Annotated in this window: 15 protein-coding genes; 6 read left to right on the forward strand and 9 right to left on the reverse strand. The window is 68.6% G+C overall.

The features are described 5' to 3' along the window. Positions 1-111: 111 nt before the first annotated feature. On the reverse strand, positions 112-1,515 hold the full coding sequence (locus KF796_09450) for an N-acetylmuramoyl-L-alanine amidase (protein ID MBX3586861.1): 1,404 nt from the start codon (positions 1,513-1,515) through the stop codon (positions 112-114). After that, complete coding sequence (gene tsaE, locus KF796_09455; GenBank protein MBX3586862.1) at positions 1,512-2,162, reverse strand: tRNA (adenosine(37)-N6)-threonylcarbamoyltransferase complex ATPase subunit type 1 TsaE; 651 nt, start codon at positions 2,160-2,162, stop codon at positions 1,512-1,514. Before tsaE ends, KF796_09450 begins: the two co-directional genes overlap by 4 nt. Between tsaE and queG the strand changes: the two genes are divergently transcribed. Continuing rightward, positions 2,055-3,098 (forward strand): tRNA epoxyqueuosine(34) reductase QueG, encoded by a 1,044-nt coding sequence (queG, locus tag KF796_09460; protein ID MBX3586863.1) that lies wholly within the window; start codon positions 2,055-2,057, stop codon positions 3,096-3,098. The two genes, tsaE and queG, sit on opposite strands and share 108 nt — an antisense overlap. An 81-nt stretch (positions 3,099-3,179) precedes the next feature. Here queG and KF796_09465 read toward each other — a convergent pair whose 3' ends face one another. From KF796_09465 to KF796_09475, 3 genes are all read right to left on the reverse strand, one after another. Then, positions 3,180-3,854: a hypothetical protein gene (locus tag KF796_09465; protein ID MBX3586864.1), complete on the reverse strand. Its 675-nt coding sequence runs from the start codon at positions 3,852-3,854 to the stop codon at positions 3,180-3,182. A 52-nt stretch (positions 3,855-3,906) separates the two neighbouring features. Further along, entirely contained in the window at positions 3,907-6,912 is a 3,006-nt protein-coding gene (locus KF796_09470) for a DUF11 domain-containing protein (GenBank protein ID MBX3586865.1), read from the reverse strand. Positions 6,913-6,996: 84 nt separating this feature from the next. Next, positions 6,997-7,902: an AEC family transporter gene (locus tag KF796_09475; GenBank protein MBX3586866.1), complete on the reverse strand. Its 906-nt coding sequence runs from the start codon at positions 7,900-7,902 to the stop codon at positions 6,997-6,999. A 125-nt stretch (positions 7,903-8,027) separates the two neighbouring features. Between KF796_09475 and KF796_09480 the strand changes: the two genes are divergently transcribed. Together KF796_09480 and xerD are read left to right on the forward strand one after the other, a co-directional pair. Beyond that, entirely contained in the window at positions 8,028-8,993 is a 966-nt protein-coding gene (locus KF796_09480; protein MBX3586867.1) for a tripartite tricarboxylate transporter substrate binding protein BugE, read from the forward strand. Between the two features lie 70 nt (positions 8,994-9,063). Further along, positions 9,064-9,957, forward strand: a complete 894-nt coding sequence (gene xerD / locus KF796_09485; protein ID MBX3586868.1) for a site-specific tyrosine recombinase XerD — start codon at positions 9,064-9,066, stop codon at positions 9,955-9,957. On the opposite strand, the gene KF796_09490 is transcribed toward xerD, so the two are convergent. Both KF796_09490 and KF796_09495 read right to left on the reverse strand, forming a co-directional pair. After that, positions 9,920-10,426: a GNAT family N-acetyltransferase gene (locus tag KF796_09490; GenBank protein ID MBX3586869.1), complete on the reverse strand. Its 507-nt coding sequence runs from the start codon at positions 10,424-10,426 to the stop codon at positions 9,920-9,922. The two genes, xerD and KF796_09490, sit on opposite strands and share 38 nt — an antisense overlap. A gap of 59 nt (positions 10,427-10,485) precedes the next feature. Then, on the reverse strand, positions 10,486-10,746 hold the full coding sequence (locus tag KF796_09495; protein MBX3586870.1) for a DUF2164 domain-containing protein: 261 nt from the start codon (positions 10,744-10,746) through the stop codon (positions 10,486-10,488). 150 nt (positions 10,747-10,896) lie between these two features. Between KF796_09495 and KF796_09500 the strand changes: the two genes are divergently transcribed. The 3 genes from KF796_09500 (at position 10,897) to KF796_09510 (ending at position 16,381) form a co-directional block, all read left to right on the forward strand. Next, on the forward strand, positions 10,897-11,991 hold the full coding sequence (locus KF796_09500; protein MBX3586871.1) for a response regulator: 1,095 nt from the start codon (positions 10,897-10,899) through the stop codon (positions 11,989-11,991). Next, positions 11,988-15,221, forward strand: coding sequence for a response regulator (locus tag KF796_09505; protein ID MBX3586872.1), 3,234 nt, complete (start codon positions 11,988-11,990; stop codon positions 15,219-15,221). The genes KF796_09500 and KF796_09505 overlap by 4 nt, the downstream gene beginning before the upstream one ends. 71 nt (positions 15,222-15,292) lie before the next feature. Beyond that, positions 15,293-16,381: a PA0069 family radical SAM protein gene (locus KF796_09510; protein MBX3586873.1), complete on the forward strand. Its 1,089-nt coding sequence runs from the start codon at positions 15,293-15,295 to the stop codon at positions 16,379-16,381. 21 nt (positions 16,382-16,402) lie between these two features. Here KF796_09510 and KF796_09515 read toward each other — a convergent pair whose 3' ends face one another. Together KF796_09515 and dnaJ are read right to left on the reverse strand one after the other, a co-directional pair. Beyond that, positions 16,403-16,978 carry a hypothetical protein gene (locus KF796_09515; protein MBX3586874.1) on the reverse strand — a complete coding sequence of 192 codons (576 nt, stop codon included), beginning with the start codon at positions 16,976-16,978 and terminating at the stop codon, positions 16,403-16,405. Positions 16,979-17,039: 61 nt separating this feature from the next. Beyond that, positions 17,040-18,179 carry a molecular chaperone DnaJ gene (gene dnaJ, locus KF796_09520; protein ID MBX3586875.1) on the reverse strand — a complete coding sequence of 380 codons (1,140 nt, stop codon included), beginning with the start codon at positions 18,177-18,179 and terminating at the stop codon, positions 17,040-17,042. Positions 18,180-18,207: the final 28 nt, after the last annotated feature.

An 18,207-nucleotide genomic window follows, 5' to 3' on the forward strand; every position in this document is an offset into this window, starting at 1 on the left:
AAGGCCCGGTGTCGGCGCCAGGGCCGGGCGGGTCTGCCAAGGGTGCGACAGTTCGCCGCACATTTCACCTGTGAAAACCCTGAGAGGCCCCGACAAGCCCCGCCATCAGGCCTACATCGGCCGGTTGCGCGCCAGCGGCGGGTTGGCCGCGAAGTAGCGCTGGATGCCGCGCAGCAGCGCGTCGGCCAGCTGGTCCTGGTACTCCTCGCTGCGCAGCTTGGCTTCTTCCTCGGGGTTGCTGATGAAGGCGGTCTCGACCAGCACGCTCGGGATGTCGGGGGCCTTGAGCACCGCAAAGCCCGCCTGCTCCACATGGCGCTTGTGCAGGCGCCCGACATGGCCGATCTCGCCGATCATGGCGCTGCCCAGGCGCAGGCTGTCGTTGATCTGGGCGGTGGTGCTCATGTCGAGCAAGGCCCGCTTGAGGTGCAGGTCCTGCGTCTTCACGTTCACGCCACCGATCAGGTCGGCCTGGTTCTCCTTGTTGGCCATCCAGCGCGCCGCCGCGCTGGAGGCGCCGTTCTGGCTGAGCGCAAACACGCTGGCGCCACGGGCACTGGGCGTGAGGAAGGCGTCGGCGTGGATGCTGACGAACAGGTCGGCCTGCACGCGCCGCGCCTTCTGCACCCGCACGTGCAGGGGCACGAAGAAGTCGGCGTCGCGCGTGAGGAAAGCCCGCATCGGGTTGCCGTTGATCGTGGTGGCGTTGATGCGCTCGCGGATGCGGTGGGCGATCTGCAGCACCACGTCCTTCTCGCGCGTGCCGCCGGGGCCAATGGCGCCCGGGTCTTCGCCGCCATGGCCCGGGTCCAGCGCCACGATGATCAGGCGGTCGGTGCGCGCGGCGGGCGCGGCTTGTGGGTCATTTGAGGCTGTAGTCCCCGGCCCGCGGCCACTGGGTGCTATCAAAACAGGAGCGGATGGGGGTGGTGCCGAGGGCGTGATCGTGGTTGGCCGCTGGGCCTGCCGGGCCATCAGTTCGCCCAGCGGGTCCGCGGCCGGCGCGGGCGAGGGCGAAGGGGCCGATGGCGCCGCGGCCGTTCGTGTGTCGCGCAGGCGCTCGGCGATCAGGGCTTCCAGCGGGTCCACGGGCTGGGTCGGGTACAGGTCAAACACCAGCCGGTGCTGGTAGGCGGCAATGGGCGGCAGGTTGAACACCTGGGGCAGCACGGGCTGTTTGAGGTCCAGCACCAGCCGCACCACGTTGGGGGCGTTCTGGCCGGCGCGGATGCCGGTGATGTAGGGGTCGTCGGCCTTGACCTTGGCCACGAGCTCGCGCAGCGCGGGGTTCAGGTCGATGCCCTCGATGTCCACCGCCAGCCGGGGCGGGCTGGCGACAAACAGCTGCTTGGTGCTGAGCAGGCCATCGGATTCGATGGTGACGCGTGAATAGTCCGGGGCCGGCCAGATGCGCACGGCCAGAATGGTGGCGCCGCGCGCGATCTGCTGGCGGCCCAGCAGCAGGACCAGCGTGCCGGCCTGCAGCAGGTGGCGGCGGTCGAGCTGGCGCGTCATGCGATGGCCTCCAGCAGGGCGCGCCCCGTGGCCGTGTGCGCGTCCAGCGTGACCGTGCGCGTTTCGTCGGCCAGGGCGTCAATGTGCAGGCTCAGGTCGGCCTGCGGCAAAACGGCGGCGGCCTTGTCGGGCCACTCGGCCAGCTTGAGGCCGGGGCTGGCGAACAGGTCCCGAAAGCCCGCGTCTTCCCATTCGCGCGGGTCGCCAAAGCGGTAAAAGTCGAAATGCCAGATGGCCAGCGGCTCGCGGCCCGGCGCGACCGCGGGCGCCTCGTGCGGCTCCACCACGGCGTAGGTCGGGCTCTTGATGCGGCCCTGCACGCCAAGCGCCTGCAGCAGGTGGCGCACCAGCGTGGTCTTGCCCGCACCGAGGTCCCCATGCAGCTCGATGAAGGCGTTGCGCAGCGCGGGCGCGGCGGCCAGGCGCTGCGCGAAAGCGCGGGTGTCGTCCTCGCACTGCCAGCGCAGCGAGGTGGTTTCTACAATCGGTGGGTGACGTTCAGCAGCAGTCAGATCGACGGTCCTCGTTTGGTGGAAAGCATCCGGGTGTGGGCCCGTGAGCTGGGATTTTCCCAAATTGGCGTGTCCGGTGTGAATCTGGCGGAAGCCGAGGCCGGATTGAGCGCCTGGCTGGCGCGTGGTTTCCATGGCGACATGGCCTACATGGCGGCCCATGGCCTCAAGCGCGCGCGGCCCGCCGAACTGGTGCCGGGCACGGTGAGCGTGATCACCGCACGCATGGACTACCTGCCGGCCGCAACGCCCGCGGACTGGCAGGCCGTGGAGTTCGACCGCCTGAAGCGACCGGGCGAGGGCATCGTCTCGGTCTACGCGCGGGGCCGGGACTACCACAAGGTGCTGCGCGCGCGGCTGCAGAAGCTGCAGTCGCGCATGGCGCAGGAGCTGGGGCCGTTTGGACACCGCGTGTTCACCGACTCGGCGCCGGTGCTCGAGGCCGAACTGGCCGCGCGCAGCGGCCAGGGCTGGCGCGGCAAGCACACGCTGGTGCTCAGCCGCGAGGCGGGCTCGATGTTTTTCCTGGGCGAGATCTACGTGGACCTGGCGCTGCCGGTGAGTGAACCGGTGACGGGCCATTGCGGCAGTTGCAGCGCCTGTATCGACGTGTGCCCGACCCGCGCCATCGTGGCGCCACACCAGCTGGACGCGCGCCGCTGCATTTCGTACCTCACCATCGAGCACGCCGGGCCGATCCCCCTGGAACTGCGGCCCCTCATGGGCAACCGCATCTACGGCTGCGACGACTGCCAGCTGGCCTGCCCGTGGAACAAGTATGCGCAGCGCAATGCCCTGCCGGATTTTGATGAGCGCGCCGGGCTGAGCGGCCAGCAGCTGGTGACACTGTTCAACTGGAGCGAGCAGGACTTCCTGCGGCACACCGAGGGCAGCCCGATCCGGCGCATTGGCCATGAACGCTGGCTGCGCAACATCGCGGTCGCCATGGGCAACGCGCTTCGCAGTGCGCAGTCGGAACCGGGGGCGATGGCGGGCGCGCTCGCAGCGCGGCGGCGCGAAGCCAGCGCCTTGCTGGCCGAGCACATCGACTGGGCGCTGGCGGGCCGCTAGCTAGAGCTCCCACGCTCCCCCGCCGCGCGTGGGTCGCTGCCCCCGAGGGGGCCTTCGCGACTTGGGGCGGCCCGGCGGCGCTCAGCAGCGTGCCTCGCCCATGGCCGCATCGACGCGGCGCTTCTGGTCATTCAGGCTGTCCATGGTGGCGGCGCTGCCGCCGGCCCGACCCCGCTCGAGCAGGGCATCGCGCTCGCGTTTCAGGTCGGCGCAGCGCGCCTTGCCGTCAACCACCGCCGGAGGCCGCACCGCGGTTGCGCCGGGCGCGGTGCCCGTGGGGGGCACGGGCGCGGCGGGCGCCGGGGCGGCAGCCTCCTGCAGGTTCTTGAGCGTGGCGGCCGCGTCAGCGGCTTTCTGCTTTTCGACCAGGCAATCCGCCTCGATCGCGGCCCGGGTTTCGGGCGCGCTGCCCCGGTGCTGGTAGACCCACTCGAGGGTCCTGGCCAGCTCGTTGCGGTTGTGGGTGTTGGGCAGGTCGGCCATTTGCTGATCGAGCGTGGCGCCACCTTCGCGCTTCCAGACAAAACGCTGGGCATCCAGGCCGATGCGGGCGCACACGGCGGTGAAGGCCGAGAGCGGCCTTTTGGTGGCCGCGGGCGCGGGGGCGCTGGGCGCGGTGGCCGGGGCAGCGCGCACTGCGCCGCTGGCGTCGCAGGGACGATCCTGGAACACATTGCCGCAGCGGTAAAGCGCATGGGCAGGCAGCACGCTCAGCGTCAGGCACAGCGCGAGGGCGCGTGATGTCACGGCATTCATGTCGGGTTCCCCTTCAATCCCTTGGAGGGGAATACTAACGCAGGACCCCTGGCTACGAACCGGTTGCCGTGACCTGGCAACGCAGCGCGAAGGTAACGGTGGAGCTCGCGTTGAAGGCCGGCAAGGCAAGGCCAGACCCCTGCAGGCCGGCGACGGTGGAACTGGCCGGGCAGGACGCCGTGCCCGCGCTGACCGCGCAGCTCACTGTGCTGCAGCTCAGGCCGGTGGCTGCAGGGTCCTGGATCACCGTGTTCGGCGCGTCGCCGGGGCCGAGGTTGGCCACGGTCAGCGTGTAGGTGAAGGTGCTGCCCGCCGCCACCGTGGCGGTGCCATTGGTCTTGCTCAGCGTGAGGTTGGCGCTCACGCAGGTGGGGCTGACCACCGCCGTGTCGGTGTTGTTGGTGGTGACCGACTCCCCGGCGGGTGCTGACACTTGCACGCTGTTGGTCACCGAGGCCATCGAGACGATGCAGGTCGGGGTGAACATGGCCGTGGCCGACAGCGCGGGGAAGTCCGTGCCGTTGGCAATCGGGTAGGCGCTGGCGTTGGGCAAAGTGCAGACGATGGGGGCACTGCCGCTGCAGCTCCAGCCGGTGCCGGCAAAGGCCGTGGTGAGCGTCACGCCGCTGCCGGTGAAGCTGTCCGTGACAGTCAGGGGCGATGAACCGAACGTGGCGGGCACGTTCGCGGTGGACACGTCGCTGGCCTGGCTCACGCTGTAGCTCTGGCTGCCAATGGGCCTGCCGTTGTTGCGCGCGGTGATGACGTAGCTGAAGGTCACCAGCGGCGTCACGCTCGCCGGAGCAGTCTTGGTGACGCTGAAGTCCGCTATCAGCCGGACATCTTCCGTCGTGGGGCCTGCCACCAGGCCGTTGTAGTTGCTGCCGGCCACATTGGTCGTGCCGGCGCCGTTGTAGTTGGCGTAGGTGGTCGCGGCGTAGGCGGTGCCCGTGCGGTTGGCGCTGGCCAGCGTGGCCGGCGACACCAGGCGTGTGGGTTGCGCTGCCAGGCGCGTGGGATCGAGAAACTCGATGCCCACGGGCATGTGGTACGTGCCCACGGTGGCCGTGTCCGGAATGCTCGCCACGAAACTGAAGGTCAGCTGCGAGGGCGCCGTGAGCCGGCGCGGCGCCAGGGCGAAGGAGCTGACCGTGGGGGTGGCGCTGACCGACAGCGGGTTGGTGCCGACCGACCAGATGCTGCTGTTGGTGATGCCCACGGTCTCGGCGCCACTGGACAGGCGGCCCGCGGCCAGCGGCTGCACCGGGGCGTAGCTGGGTGCGCTGTTCGAGGCCCAGGTCCACCCCGGTGGCAACTGGTTTTCAAGGGTCACGAAACGCGCGCCGCCGCCGTTGTTGGACACCGTCACCACATAGGCCGCGGTGCCCCCGGTGGAGGCCGTCACCAGGGGCGTTGTGGTCGCGACGGACACGGTGATGTCGGGCAGGCACTCGTAGCCGACCAGGACGCCGTCAGCCGTGCCGGTGTAGCCCGCATTGCCCGTGCCGGCGTAGCCGGCGTCCTGGCCGCAGTCCGCGCCGTTGTCGCAGGCGGTGCTTGCCGTCGCGCCCGCTGCGCCGGCGGTCACATTGGTGGTGATGCCCGTGACGTTGTCGATGATGTAGCCGCCGCCACCGCCGCCGCCAGCGCCGTCCTGCTCGGACACGTTCGACAAATAGGCTCCGCCCGCGCCGCCGCGCGCGTTGACCGTGAGGCCACCGACCACGGCAGCCGTGCTCGCGGTGATGATCACGGTCCCCCCCGCGCCGCCGCCGCCCGCGGCGTCGGTGGCGCGCGCGGCAATGCCCGGGGCACCGTCCACCGTGATGACGGCGCCGCCGCCGTCGATGCGGCTGGCGCGCAGCACCACGATGCCGCCGCCCGCACCGCCGGAGCCATCCGGCGAGGTCACGGCGTTGCCACCCACATCGCCCGCGCCGCCGCCGCCGCCCATGATCCAGCGGTTGGGCGCGTTGCCCGAAGGCGCGCCACCGAAACCACCCAGCACCAGCCCCACGAAGTTGGCGTTGCTGCTGTTCCAGGTGTTCCCGCCCTGGCCACCGGCACCGCCGTTGCCGCCACCGCCGCCGCCGCCGTTGTGCTGGTTGCCGCCGCCGCCCGCGTTGCCCGGCGCCCCGCGCGCCGCCTCGCCGCCGGGATAGCCATCGGTGGTGCCGTTGATGACCGTGCCCGTGCCTGCGCCGGCCGGGTCGTTGGTGTAGAGGCGGGCTGGCGTGCCCGACAGGCCTTCGCCCTTGGAGCCGCCCAGCGAGGCGGCGATGGTGGCCACATAGTGGCGGCAGGGGCCGCTGGTGTTGGTGTAGGCCCCGGTGCAGGTGGTGTTGGCCGCCACTTCAACGGCGCCGCCGCCCCTGAAGCCGGCGCCCGTGCCGTTGATGGTCCGCCCGTTCAGGTCGATGTCGCCAGTGGCCTCCAGGACCAGCATGCCGCCCTTGCTGCCGTCCCAGGGCTGCAGGGTGAGGTTCGCGCCGAGCACGAGGTTGGCGTACTGGGGCACGCGCACCACCTGCCAGGACCGCCTGGTGACCGTGGTGCTGTTGTTGCGCGTGGCATAGGCATTGACCAGCGGGGCACTCAGGTTGATGGTGCCGCCGGCGCCGAAGGTGGCGCCGCCGCCGGCCGCCACGGCCCACTCGTAGCGCCCGGCGATGAAGTTGGCGTCGTTCAGGTAGCCGCCGGCGTAGTTGTTGGTGTTGTTGTTGTAGGGCACGGTGTTGCCGGTGGACGTGGGGCCGACGTTGTTGCCGTAGCCGCGGTCATTGGTGGTGTCGATGTCGGCGCCCTGCATCTGGATGATGAGCAGCAGATCGCCGGCCTCGATGCCCCGGTTGACGCCGCTGCCGGCGCCCACGCTGATGCTGGTGGCGCTGGCCGCGGGGCTGCCGGTGCCCGCGAAGAAGGTGTTGGGTTGCGCGGTGATGGTGGCGGCGCCGGACTGGCCGGGAATGGAGCAGGTCTGGGCTTGCAGGGTGGTGGCGGCCAACAGTGCCGCGCAGCCGATCAGGCCACGCAGGGCGCGCAAGGCATCAAAGTGCATGATAACTTCTTGATTACACTTGGTTACAACTTGTTCCGCGATGGTAGCGCGGCGTTGTAAACCTGCCGTGAAGCACGGCGCGGCTCAGCCCAGGATGCCCAGCGCGAACGGCAGGCTCAGCATGCCCAGCAGGGTGGACAGCGTGACCAGGCCGGCCACGTAAGCCCCGTTGTAGCCCATGCGCGCGGCCAGCACATAGCAGCTTGAGGCCGTGGGCATGGCCGCAAAGGTCAGGAGCATGGTGGTCTGCACCGGGTCCAGCCGGAACAGCCGCGCGTAGGCAAAAGCCACCAGCGGCGTGATGAAGTGGCGGATGGCCAGCACCGAAACCGCCAGGGTCTTGGCGCGCGCAAGGGTGCCGAACTGCATGCCCGCGCCGGCCGCCATCAAGCCCAGCGCCAGCGACGCGGCACCGATGCGCGAGACCGACGGTTCCATCCAGACCGGAATGCGAAAGCCCAGCAGATTGGCCACCAGTCCGGTGGCCGTGGCCACGATCAGGGGGTTGCGCACCAATTCGCGCAGGAAGCCGCGCTGCGCATGGCGGGCCATGGGCCAGACAGCGCCCACATTGAACAGCGGCACGCACACGCCAATCAGCACGGCGATCAACAGCAGGCCCCGCGCGCCCGCCAGCCGCTCGGCCATGGCCAGCGCAATGAAGGAGTTGAAGCGGAAGGCCACCTGGGCGCTGGCCGCATGGTCGCGCCGGTCGATGTGGGCACCGATCAGCGGCAGGTGCGGCAGGCTGTAGGCCAGCGCGATGCCGGTCACGCCCATGAGCAGGCCGGCGCCGATCAGGCTCGATGCCGCCCCCAGGTCGAGCGGGCTTTTCACGATGGAGTGAAACAGCAGCACCGGGAACAGGAAGTAGTACACCAGGCTCTCCACCTGTTCCCACACCGTGCGGTTGAGCGCCGTGTAGCGGCAGACCAGGTAGCCGCACAGGATCAGAGAGAAATCAGGGATGAGCAGTTGCGCGTAATTCACTCGGTGAGGATAACTGAACGCCTAGGGTAAGCCCTTATGTGTAATCCACAGCGAAGGGCCCGGGTCTTGCGTCTACGATCCCGTCTCCCGATTCATCGTTTGGCTGTTTTCCAAGGAGAAGATTCATGCAACGTCGTCACTGGTTCGCGCTCACCCTGCTGGCCGCAACCGCCGGCAGCGCGTTTGCGCAGGGCTACCCCAACAAGGTCATCCGTCTGCAGGTGCCGTTCGCGCCGGGCGGCACCACCGACATCATTGCGCGCGTGATCGCCGAGCCGCTGGGCAAGGCACTGGGCCAGAGCGTGATCGTGGAAAACAAGGCCGGTGGTGGCGGTGTGGTGGGCGCTTCTGAAACCGTGCGCGCCGCGCCGGACGGCTACTCGCTGGGCATGGCCACGGTGTCGACCACGGCGGCCAACCCCGCCATCAACCCCAAGATTCCGTACAACCCCATCACCGACTTCACGCCCATCGTGAACATCGCGGCCACGCCCAACGTGATCGCGGTGCACCCGAGCTTTCCCGGAAAGGACTACAAGGGTTTCGTGGCCGAACTCAAGAAGTCGCCCGGCCGCTATTCCTATTCGCCCTCGGGCACGGGGGGCATCGGCCATCTGCAGATGGAGCTGTACAAGAGCCTGAGTGGCACCTTTGTGACGCACATTCCCTACCGTGGGGCGGGCCCGGCCCTGAACGACACGGTGGCGGGCCAGGTGCCGATGATCTTTGACAACATTCCCTCGGCACTGCCCTTCATCAAGGACAACCGCCTCGTGCCCATCGTGGTGGCCGCGCCGCAGCGCCTGGCCGTGCTGCCCAACGTGCCGACCTTCAAGGAGGTGGGCCTGGAGCCGGTGAACCGCATGGCGTATTACGGCATTCTGGGCCCCAAGGGCATGCCCAGGGACGTGGTGGACAAGATCCACGCCGGCGTGATGAAGGCCCTGTCGGACCCGGCTGTGCGCAAGCGGATTGAAGACACCGGCTCGATCGTCATTGGCAACACGCCGGCGCAGTTCGCCGAGCAGATCAAGGCGGAGTACGCGGTCTACAAGCAGGTGGTGGACAAGGCCGGGCTGAAGCTCGACTGAGCGCCAGCCACGGCGCGGGCCCCACGGGCCGTCCGGTGCACCGGACGGCCTTTTTGTTATCGTCGCGCCCATGAGCACCGCCAGCGAATCCAGCATTGACGCCTTCATCGACGCGTTGTGGCTGGAAGAGGGCCTTTCAAAAAACACGCTGGCGGCCTACCGGCGCGACCTGGGCCTGTACGCGCGCTGGCTCGACGGCCGGGGCCGGCTGCTCGATGCCAGCCAGGAGGCCGACCTGCTGGGCTATTTCGCGGCCCGGCATGCCCAGACCCGGGCCACCTCGGCCAACCGCCGCCTCACGGTGTTCAAGCGCTACTTTCGCTGGGCCCTGCGCGAGCGGCTGATCAGCGCCGATCCCACGCTCAAGCTGCAGTCGGCGAAGCAGCCGCTGCGGGTGCCCAAGACACTGTCCGAGGCCCAGGTGGAACTGCTGCTCGGCGCCCCCGATGTGGACACGCCGCTGGGCCTGCGCGACCGCACCATGCTGGAACTGATGTACGCCAGCGGCCTGCGCGTGAGCGAACTGGTCACGCTCAAGACCTTCAACGTGAGCATGGGCGAGGGCGTGCTGCGCGTGCTGGGCAAGGGCGCCAAGGAGCGGCTGGTGCCGTTTGGCCAGGTGGCGCGTGACTGGGTCACGCAGTACCTGGCGCAGGCGCGGCCGGCCATTCTGGACGGCCAGCAGACCGACGACCTGTTTGTCACGCGCCATGGCCGGGGCATGAGCCGCGTGATGTTCTGGATGATCGTGAAGAAGCATGCGCTGGCCGCGGGCATCACGGCGCCGCTGTCACCCCACACGCTGCGCCATGCCTTTGCCACCCACCTGCTCAACCATGGGGCCGACCTGCGCGCCGTGCAGATGCTGCTGGGCCACGCCGACATCTCCACCACCACCATCTACACCCACGTGGCCCGCGAACGCCTCAAGGCGCTGCACGCGCAGCACCATCCGCGGGGCTGATGCGCACCGCCTGGGCCAGGTCGCACCACATGTGCACCTTGGACACGAAGCCATCGCCCACGGCCACCGCCATCGGCTCCAGGCCAAAGGCCACGAAGCCGCAGCGCTCGTACAGGGCCTGCGCGGAATGGTTGCCGTGGGTCACGGTCAACTGCACCAGGCGCACGCCCGCGCAGCTCCGGGCCTGCGCGAGCACGGCCTCGACCAGGGCGTGCCCGAGTCCGAGCTTCCGGCAATCGGGCAAGACATACATGCCAAACAACGTGGTCTTGTGCCGCGCTTTCAGGCGCGCCTCGCGTGACAGGCCCGCCAGGCCCACCAGCTGGCCGTTGTGCCAGGCACCGAAGACAACCTCCACCGGGTCAGGGGAAGGGGCCAGCCGGCGTTCCCACCAGTCCAGCGGCAGGCCGGCCCGCTCCGGGGCGCTGGTGGTGAAGGCCTCGGGATGGTCCTCATAGGCGCGCAGCATCAGATCGCGGTACGTGGCCGCGTGCGCGGGAGTGAGCCGCGCCACCGTGGCGGCGCGGCTCACCGCTTGCCCCGTTGCCGCCAGTAGCGGAACTCGTCCTCATGGACTTCCAGGTCCACCTCCATGACGCGCATCTGCAGGCGCTCCTGGACCTGGGCCACGGCCTGGTTGAAGACACTCGGCCCGATTTCATCAAGGAAGAAGCCCAGCAAGGCGCCGGCCTGGATGTTGCCAATCTTCTGGTCCAGTTCCTCCAGAAAGTAACGTTCGATGGAGGCAACGGCCTGGGTGCGCGCGTCCCTGGAAAGTTCGATGGTCATGGTGCGAGGCGGGGTTGCGGTGACCCCTGATTTTCACCCCAACCCTAGGCAATTTTCCTAGGCGGGATGCGCCACATGCCTAGGGCGCGGCGCGGCTGCGGGATAACCATTGGTTACCTGCCCACAGAACACCCCAGAGGCCTCCCCATGATGGACGAAACCAGACAATTCAGACTTCCGCCCAGGATCCTGGTGGTTGACGACACGCCGGACAACCTGTACCTCATGGGCGCCTTGCTGGAGGACCGCTACCGCGTCCAGCTGGTGGGCTCGGGAGCCGAGGCCCTGCAGGTGCTGGCGTCCGCCGACCTGCCCGACCTGGTGCTGCTGGACATCATGATGCCGGACATGGACGGCTACGAAGTCATGCGCCGGCTCCAGCGCAGGCCTGAACTTGCCAACCTGCCGGTGATCTTCCTCACGGCGCTGACCAGCTCCGAGGAAGAGCAGCAGGGCCTGGACCTGGGCGCGGCAGACTACATCGCCAAGCCCATCAGTCCCCCCGTGCTGCTGGCGCGCGTGCAGAACCACCTTGAACGCAGCGCCAACGCCGGGCGCCTGCAGGCGCTGTCCAGGAAACTCTCGCGCTATCTCGCGCCCCAGGTCTGCAAGTCGCTGTTTGATGGCACCCGCGAGGCCGAGATCCGGACCCAGCGCAAGAAGCTCACCGTGTTCTTCTCGGATATCGTGGGCTTCACCAGCGCCACCTCGACCTGGCAGCCCGAGGACATCACCGATGTGCTCAACCACTATTTTTCCGAGATGTCGCAGATCGCTGCCGAATACGGCGGCACGGTGGACAAGTTCATCGGCGATGGCATGGTCATTTTCTTCGGTGACCCCGAGACACGGGGTGCGCGCGAAGATGCCCTGCAATGCGTGAAGATGGCCATGGCGATGCAGCGGCGCATGGTGGGGTTGCAGCGCCTGTGGCAGGACGTGGGCTGCAACAAGCCCTTTCGCATCCGCATCGGCATCAACACCGGCTACTGCGATGTGGGCAACTTTGGCAGCGAGCTGCGCATGGACTACACCATCATCGGCCCAGAAGTGAATCTTGCGGCGCGGCTGGAGCAGGCCGCCCGGCCGGGGTCCATCCTGATCTCGGCAAAAACCTGGGGCCTGGTGCAGGGTGACATCGAGGCCGCGGCCTGCGAGGCGGTGGTGGCCAAGGGCTTCGCCGAGCCCATCGATGTGTTCGAAATCAGGGCCATGGAGCCCGCGCTGGCCGGGGCCGCGGCATGAAGGCAGGGGTGCCGGCCAGGTCCTGTGAAGCCAGGATTGCCGAGCTGGAGCAGTCGGTTCGCTTGCTGCGGACCACGCTGGATTCCTGCGTGGACGGGATCCTGACGATCCGCTTTTCGCAGCAACGCACGTACCGCTTCTATAACGCGAAGTTCCTGGAGCTGTGGGACGCCACGGCTGCTTTCGTGGATGCTGCGTCCGATCAGGAGCTGTTGGCCCACCACGCCGCGCAGACCCGTGACCCGGCGCAGTTCCATGCCCGCGCCAGGGAAATGCAGGACGCCCCCGGCAGCGATGCCATTGACCTGATCGAACTGAAGAACGGGCGGCTGATCGAGCGCCACCTGGTTCATCAGTACGCCGGCCCTGACATTGTGGGTGTGGTGCTGACCTACCGCGACGTCACCGAACGAGAGCGCGCGGAGAAGAAGCTGCAGTTTCACAAGGTGGTGATCGAGAACGGCGGTCCCATGCTCTGGCTGGAGCGCGACCGCGCCACCATCGTCTACGCCAACCCCGCCGCCTGCCGCCAGCTGGGCTACCCGCTGGAGGAACTGCTGGGCCAGGGGGTGGACCTGTTCGACCCGGATTTCAGCCCCGAGGCCAGCCGCCAGCTGCGCAGCACGCTGCTGGAGACCCGTGTGCCGGTCACGATGGAGCGGCGCCAGCGCCGCAAGGACGGCGCCATCCGCTTCGTCGAGGTCACGGTGCTGCTGGCCGAGGACAACGAACAGTCGATGTTTGTCACCAGCATCAAGGACCGCACCGACGAAAAGCTTGCCGCCGAGGCCGCCGGGCGCCAGCAGGCGATGATGGTGTCGCTGGTCAACTCGATTCCCGAGCCGGTGTTCTACAAGGACACCCAGGGCCGCTACCTTGGCTGCAACGAGGCCTTTGCCCGGGTGGTGGGGCGCGACCAGGCGTCGGTGCCCGGCCTCACCGCGGCGCAACTGGTGGGCCCCGACATCGCGCGGATCCGCGAGGCAGCCGACCAGTCGGTGCTGACGACCTTGCAAAAGCATGTGTGCGAGATGCCCATGACGCTGCCGGACGGCGAGCGCGTGCTGTTCGAGGTCGTGGTGTCGCCGCTGCGGGGACTGCAGGGCGAACTGCTGGGCACGCTGGCGGTGAGCCACAACATCACGCTGCGCAAGCAGCAGGAAGAGGATGCCCAGCGCGGCCGGGCCCTGGCCGAGGACGCGGCCCGCATCAAGTCCGAATTCCTGGCCAACATGAGCCACGAGATCCGTACCCCCATGAATGCCATTCTGGGCATGTCCCACCTGGCGCTCAGGACCGAACTGACCCCGCGACAGCGGGACTACCTGACCAAGGTGCAGAAGTCGGGCCAGCACCTGCTGGGCATCCTCAACGACGTGCTGGACTTCTCCAAGGTGGAGGCCGGGAAACTGGAGATCGAGCAGGAGGCGTTCGACGTCGAGAAAGTGCTGGACAACGTGGCCACGCTGATCGCCGAGAAATGCCATGCCAAGGGTCTGGAGCTCGTGTTTGACATGGCCCCCGACGTGCCGCGCCGGGTGGTCGGCGATTCGCTGCGCCTGGGGCAGGTGTTGGTGAACTTCGCCAACAACGCGGTCAAGTTCACCGAGCGCGGCGAGGTCGTGATTTCGGCCCGCGTGCAGGAGCGTTCCCCGGGTGGGTTGCTGCTGAGGTTTGGCGTGCGCGACACGGGCATTGGCCTCACGCCCGAGCAATCGGGTCGCTTGTTCCAGAGTTTCGAGCAGGCCGACAGCTCCACCACCCGCAGGTTTGGCGGCACCGGACTGGGCCTGGCGATCTCCAAGAAGCTGGCCCATCTCATGGGCGGCGAGGTCGGGGTCGACAGCGTCCAGGGCGAGGGCAGCACCTTCTGGTTCACCGCGCGGGTGGCGCTGGCTCCTGCGTCGGCTCCGGCCCTGCGCCCCAGCCCGGACTTGCGCGGTCGCCGGGTGCTGGTGGTGGATGACAACGCACCGGCCCGCATGGTGCTGGCCGACCTGCTGGACACCATGGCCTTTTCCGTGAGCCAGGTGCCATCGGGCGAATTGGCCCTGCAGCAACTGCAGGCGGCCCAGGAAGAGGACCGGCCTTTCGAGGTGGTCTACCTGGACTGGCGGATGCCCGGTCTTGACGGGCCCGCCACGGCCCGGCGCATCCGTGCGCTGGGCCTTGCGCGCCCGCCATTGATCATCCTGGTGACCGCGCACGGGCGCGAGGAAGTGCTGGCCGAAAGCGCTGCCACCGGTATCCGCGATGTCCTGATCAAGCCGGTGACGGCCTCGGTGCTGTTTGACACCACCATGGGAGCGCTGGGCCTGCGGCAGGCCGATCCGGTCCGCACCGAGGCGCTGCTGCCCCAGGTGCCAGGCAGCCTCGCGGCCCTGCGCAACGCCCGCGTCCTGCTGGTGGAGGACAACGACATCAACCAGCAGGTGGCCCGCGAACTGCTGCAGGAGGCGGGCCTGATCGTGGACGTGGCCGGGAACGGCCTGGTGGCGCTCGGACGGGTGCAGAGCGACCGCTACGACCTGGTGCTCATGGACATGCAGATGCCGGTGATGGACGGCCTTGCCGCGACGCAGGCGATCCGCCGGATCGAGGGCCTGGCCGACCTGCCCATCGTGGCCATGACGGCCAATGCCATGCAGACCGACCGCGAGCGCTGCCTGGCGGCGGGCATGAACGATTACCTGTCCAAACCCATCGATCCCGACGAACTCTGGGCCCGGTTGCTGGCCTGGGTCCGGCCCCGTGCTGTGGACATGTCGCTCGTGAGCGGCCCCGTTGCGCCGCGCGATCCGGTGGCGGGCGAAACGGCCGCCGACGACCTGCCGCGCCATGTGGCAGGGCTGGATGTGGACGACGGGCTGCGCCGCATGATGGGCAAGCGCGCGCTGTACATCAACATGCTGCGGCGCTACACCGAAGGGCAGAAAGACTGCGCCCACGAAATCCGCCAGGCCCTGGCCGCCAGCGACATGCCGCTGGCGCTGCGGCTGGCCCACACCAACCGGGGCGTGTCGGGCAACATCGGGGCGCTGCGCGTGGCGCAGGACGCCGGCGCGCTGGAGCAGGCTCTGGGCCAGTCCCTGGCACTGGACGAGGTGATCACCCGTCTGAGGGTGTTCGAGGAATCGCTGGCGGCGCTCATCGGGCCGCTGCGGGCCTGGCTGCCCGCGGCGGCAGGGGCGCAAGCCAGCGCGCCACGGGAGTTGCCCGTCGCTTCCTGAACCGGGGTTGGCTGAACCGGAAGACTGTATAAAATAACAGTATTCCGGTTTCCGGTTCCGCAGGACCAGCCATGGGCGATACCCTCATTCCGCTGTCCGCGCTCAAGGGGCGCGGCGCGGCCTCGCGCATGGCGCACCGCTTCGAGCCCCTGGACCGCGGTGCCTTCGACGATGGCTGGGACACGCTGGCGCAGGCCCATGCCGACGGCGTGCCGGTGCCGCTCACGCAGGTCCGCTTTGAGGATGCCCGCAGCATCATCACGGGCAACGACTCGCCCGACATCTATTTCGATCATTCGATCAACCCCTACCGGGGCTGTGAGCATGGCTGCGTGTATTGCTACGCCCGGCCCACGCACAGCTACCTGGGCCTGTCGCCCGGGCTCGACTTCGAAACCCGGCTGGTGGCCAAGCGCAACATCGCGGCGGTGCTGCGCCGCGAACTGGGACGTCCGGCTTACCGGCCCACCAGCCTGGCCATTGGCACGGTCACCGACTGCTACCAGCCCGTCGAGCGGGAGCTGCGGCTGACGCGCTCGGTGATCGAGCTGTTCAACGAAACCCATCACCCGTTCGGGCTGGTCACCAAGTCCAGCGGCGTTGAGCGCGACCTGGACCTGATCGCACCCATGGCGGCGCGGGGCCTCGCGGCGGTCTATGTGACCATCACCACGCTTGACGGTGAGCTGGCGCGCACGCTGGAGCCGCGCGCCGCCGCGCCGCACCGGCGGCTGCGCACCGTGCGCACGCTGGCGCAGCAGGGGGTGCCGGTGGGCGTGAGCGTGGGTCCGCAGATCCCGTTCATCAACGATGACATGGAACAGGTGCTGGAAGCGGCCTGGGAGGCCGGGGCGCGCAGCGCCTTCTACACGGTGCTGCGCCTGCCCTGGGAGGTGGCGCCGCTGTTCAGGGAATGGCTGGGCCTGCATTTCCCCCAGCGCGCGGCCCGGGTGATGGCGCGCATCCACGAGATGCGGGGCGGCAAGGACTATGACGCCGACTTCGCCACGCGCATGAGGGGCGGCGGGCTCTGGGCCGACCTGATCCGACAGCGCTTTGACAGGGCCTGCCGCCGCCTGGGCTTCAACCGCGAACGCATCGTGCTCGACACCACGGCGTTCCGGCGGCCGGCGCCCGAAGGTCAGGCCGCCCTGTTCTGACGGTGACCCGCGGTCGGCGAGTCAGAGCCAGGTCTTGAGCAGCGAGGGAAACAGCCAGCTTGCGGCCGCCAGGCAGGCGGCGCCGCCCAGCACCAGCGCGACCAGATTGACCCGCAACTGCCGCACCACCGACATGCGCTTGACCGGCACCTGGCGCAGCCACAGCAGCGGCAGCAGCGCCAGCACCGGCAGGGCCACCATCAATTGCCAGGGCAGCCAGGGCCCCTGCCAGAGGTGGGTCAGCCCCCGGTCGGCCAGCGAAGGGTCGGGCATCAGCCCGCGCGACCAGGCCTGGGCGGCGGCCCAGGCGGCGGCCACCAGCAGCAGGAACACCATGGCCTTGAGCGTGTTGCCCCAGGCCAGCAGGCCCAGCAGCAAGGCGGCCAGCCCGCCCGCGAGGATGGCCAGCGCGGCGCTGTCCATCAGGTGCGACATGCCGGCGCGCCCGGCAATGGCCAGCCACAACGGGGCGTTGCAGGCCAGACCGATCCACAGGCTGGTCAACAGGATGACCCAGCCCGGGTGAAAGGAGACCCGCGATTCGCCCGGTTCGAACAACGAGGCGTAGCCAGTGGAGCGGAACAGTTTGAGCGCCATGGCGCAATATTGTGCGCCGATTTTGTGTGCGTTCCTACCCCTTTGGGCGGGTTTGTGGCGTTCAGGCGTTGAAGAAATTCTTCAGCTTGTCGGTCCAGCTGTCGCCGCCCGGCGAGTGCTTGGCGCCCCCCTTGCGGATGGACTCGTCGAGTTCCTTGAGCAGCTTGCGCTGGTGCTCGGTGAGCTTGACCGGTGTCTCCACCGTGATGTGGCAGTACAGGTCGCCGGGGTAGCTGGCGCGCACGCCCTTGATGCCCTTCCCGCGCAGCCGGAACTGCTTGCCGGCCTGCGTGCCTTCGGGGATGTCGATGGCGGCCTTGCCCGCCAGCGTGGGCACGTCGATCTCGCCACCCAGCGCGGCCGTGGTGAAGCTGATGGGCACGGCGCAGTGCAGGTCGTCGCCGTCGCGCTCGAAGATGTCGTGCTTCTTGAGCCGGATCTCGATGTACAGGTCGCCCGGGGGCCCGCCGTTGGTGCCCGGCTCGCCATTGCCGGCGCTGCGGATGCGCATGCCGTCGTCAATGCCGGCGGGGATTTTCACTTCCAGCGTCTTCTGCTTCTTGATCTTGCCCTGGCCGTGGCAGGTGGTGCAGGGCTCGGGAATGATCTTGCCCGTGCCGCGGCATTGCGGGCAGGTCTGCTGCACGCTGAAAAAGCCCTGGCGCATCTGGACGGCGCCCTGGCCGTGGCAGGTGGTGCAGACGATGGCCTTGGTGCCGGGCTTGGCGCCGCTGCCGTGGCAGGTGTCGCAGTCGTCCCAGCTCGGGATGCGGATCTGCGCCTCCTTGCCGTGGGCGGCTTCCTCGAGCGTGACTTCCATCGCGTAGCTCAGGTCGCTGCCCCGGTAGACCTGTCGGCCACCCTGGCCGCGCCCGCGGCCGCCACCAAACACGTCGCCAAAGATGTCGCCAAACGCCTCGGCAAAGCCGCCAAAGCCTTCGGCCCCTGGGCCGCCGCGCATGTTCGGGTCCACGCCCGCGTGGCCGTACTGGTCGTACGCGGCGCGCTTGGCCGGGTCGGACAGCATCTCGTAGGCTTCCTTGGCCTCCTTGAACCGGACCTCGGCATCCTTGCCCGCATCGCCCTGGTTGCGGTCAGGGTGATGCTTCATCGCGAGCTTGCGATAGGCCTTCTTGATCTCTTCCTCGCTGGCGTTCTTGGGGACGCCGAGGATTTCGTAAAAGTCGCGTTTGGTAGCCATGTTGTTCCGTCAGCCAATCGTGCAAAAA

Origin of the sequence: Ramlibacter sp. (assembly GCA_019635435.1) — a bacterium.
Classification (GTDB): Bacteria; Pseudomonadota; Gammaproteobacteria; order Burkholderiales; family Burkholderiaceae_C; genus JAHBZM01.

What these genes read in the sequence shown, in the direction of transcription:
- KF796_09450 (MBX3586861.1), bottom strand. Translation starts at nt 1,515, where the DNA reads ATGACGCGCCAGCTCGACCGCCGCCACCTGCTGCAGGCCGGCACGCTG.
- tsaE (MBX3586862.1), bottom strand. Translation starts at nt 2,162, where the DNA reads ATGGAAACCACGCGCCAGCCAGGCGCTCAATCCGGCCTCGGCTTCCGC.
- KF796_09465 (MBX3586864.1), bottom strand. Translation starts at nt 3,854, where the DNA reads ATGAATGCCGTGACATCACGCGCCCTCGCGCTGTGCCTGACGCTGAGC.
- KF796_09470 (MBX3586865.1), bottom strand. Translation starts at nt 6,912, where the DNA reads ATGCACTTTGATGCCTTGCGCGCCCTGCGTGGCCTGATCGGCTGCGCG.
- KF796_09480 (MBX3586867.1), top strand. Translation starts at nt 8,028, where the DNA reads ATGCAACGTCGTCACTGGTTCGCGCTCACCCTGCTGGCCGCAACCGCC.
- xerD (MBX3586868.1), top strand. Translation starts at nt 9,064, where the DNA reads ATGAGCACCGCCAGCGAATCCAGCATTGACGCCTTCATCGACGCGTTG.
- KF796_09490 (MBX3586869.1), bottom strand. Translation starts at nt 10,426, where the DNA reads ATGCTGCGCGCCTATGAGGACCATCCCGAGGCCTTCACCACCAGCGCC.
- KF796_09495 (MBX3586870.1), bottom strand. Translation starts at nt 10,746, where the DNA reads ATGACCATCGAACTTTCCAGGGACGCGCGCACCCAGGCCGTTGCCTCC.
- KF796_09500 (MBX3586871.1), top strand. Translation starts at nt 10,897, where the DNA reads ATGGACGAAACCAGACAATTCAGACTTCCGCCCAGGATCCTGGTGGTT.
- KF796_09505 (MBX3586872.1), top strand. Translation starts at nt 11,988, where the DNA reads ATGAAGGCAGGGGTGCCGGCCAGGTCCTGTGAAGCCAGGATTGCCGAG.
- KF796_09510 (MBX3586873.1), top strand. Translation starts at nt 15,293, where the DNA reads ATGGGCGATACCCTCATTCCGCTGTCCGCGCTCAAGGGGCGCGGCGCG.
- KF796_09515 (MBX3586874.1), bottom strand. Translation starts at nt 16,978, where the DNA reads ATGGCGCTCAAACTGTTCCGCTCCACTGGCTACGCCTCGTTGTTCGAA.
- dnaJ (MBX3586875.1), bottom strand. Translation starts at nt 18,179, where the DNA reads ATGGCTACCAAACGCGACTTTTACGAAATCCTCGGCGTCCCCAAGAAC.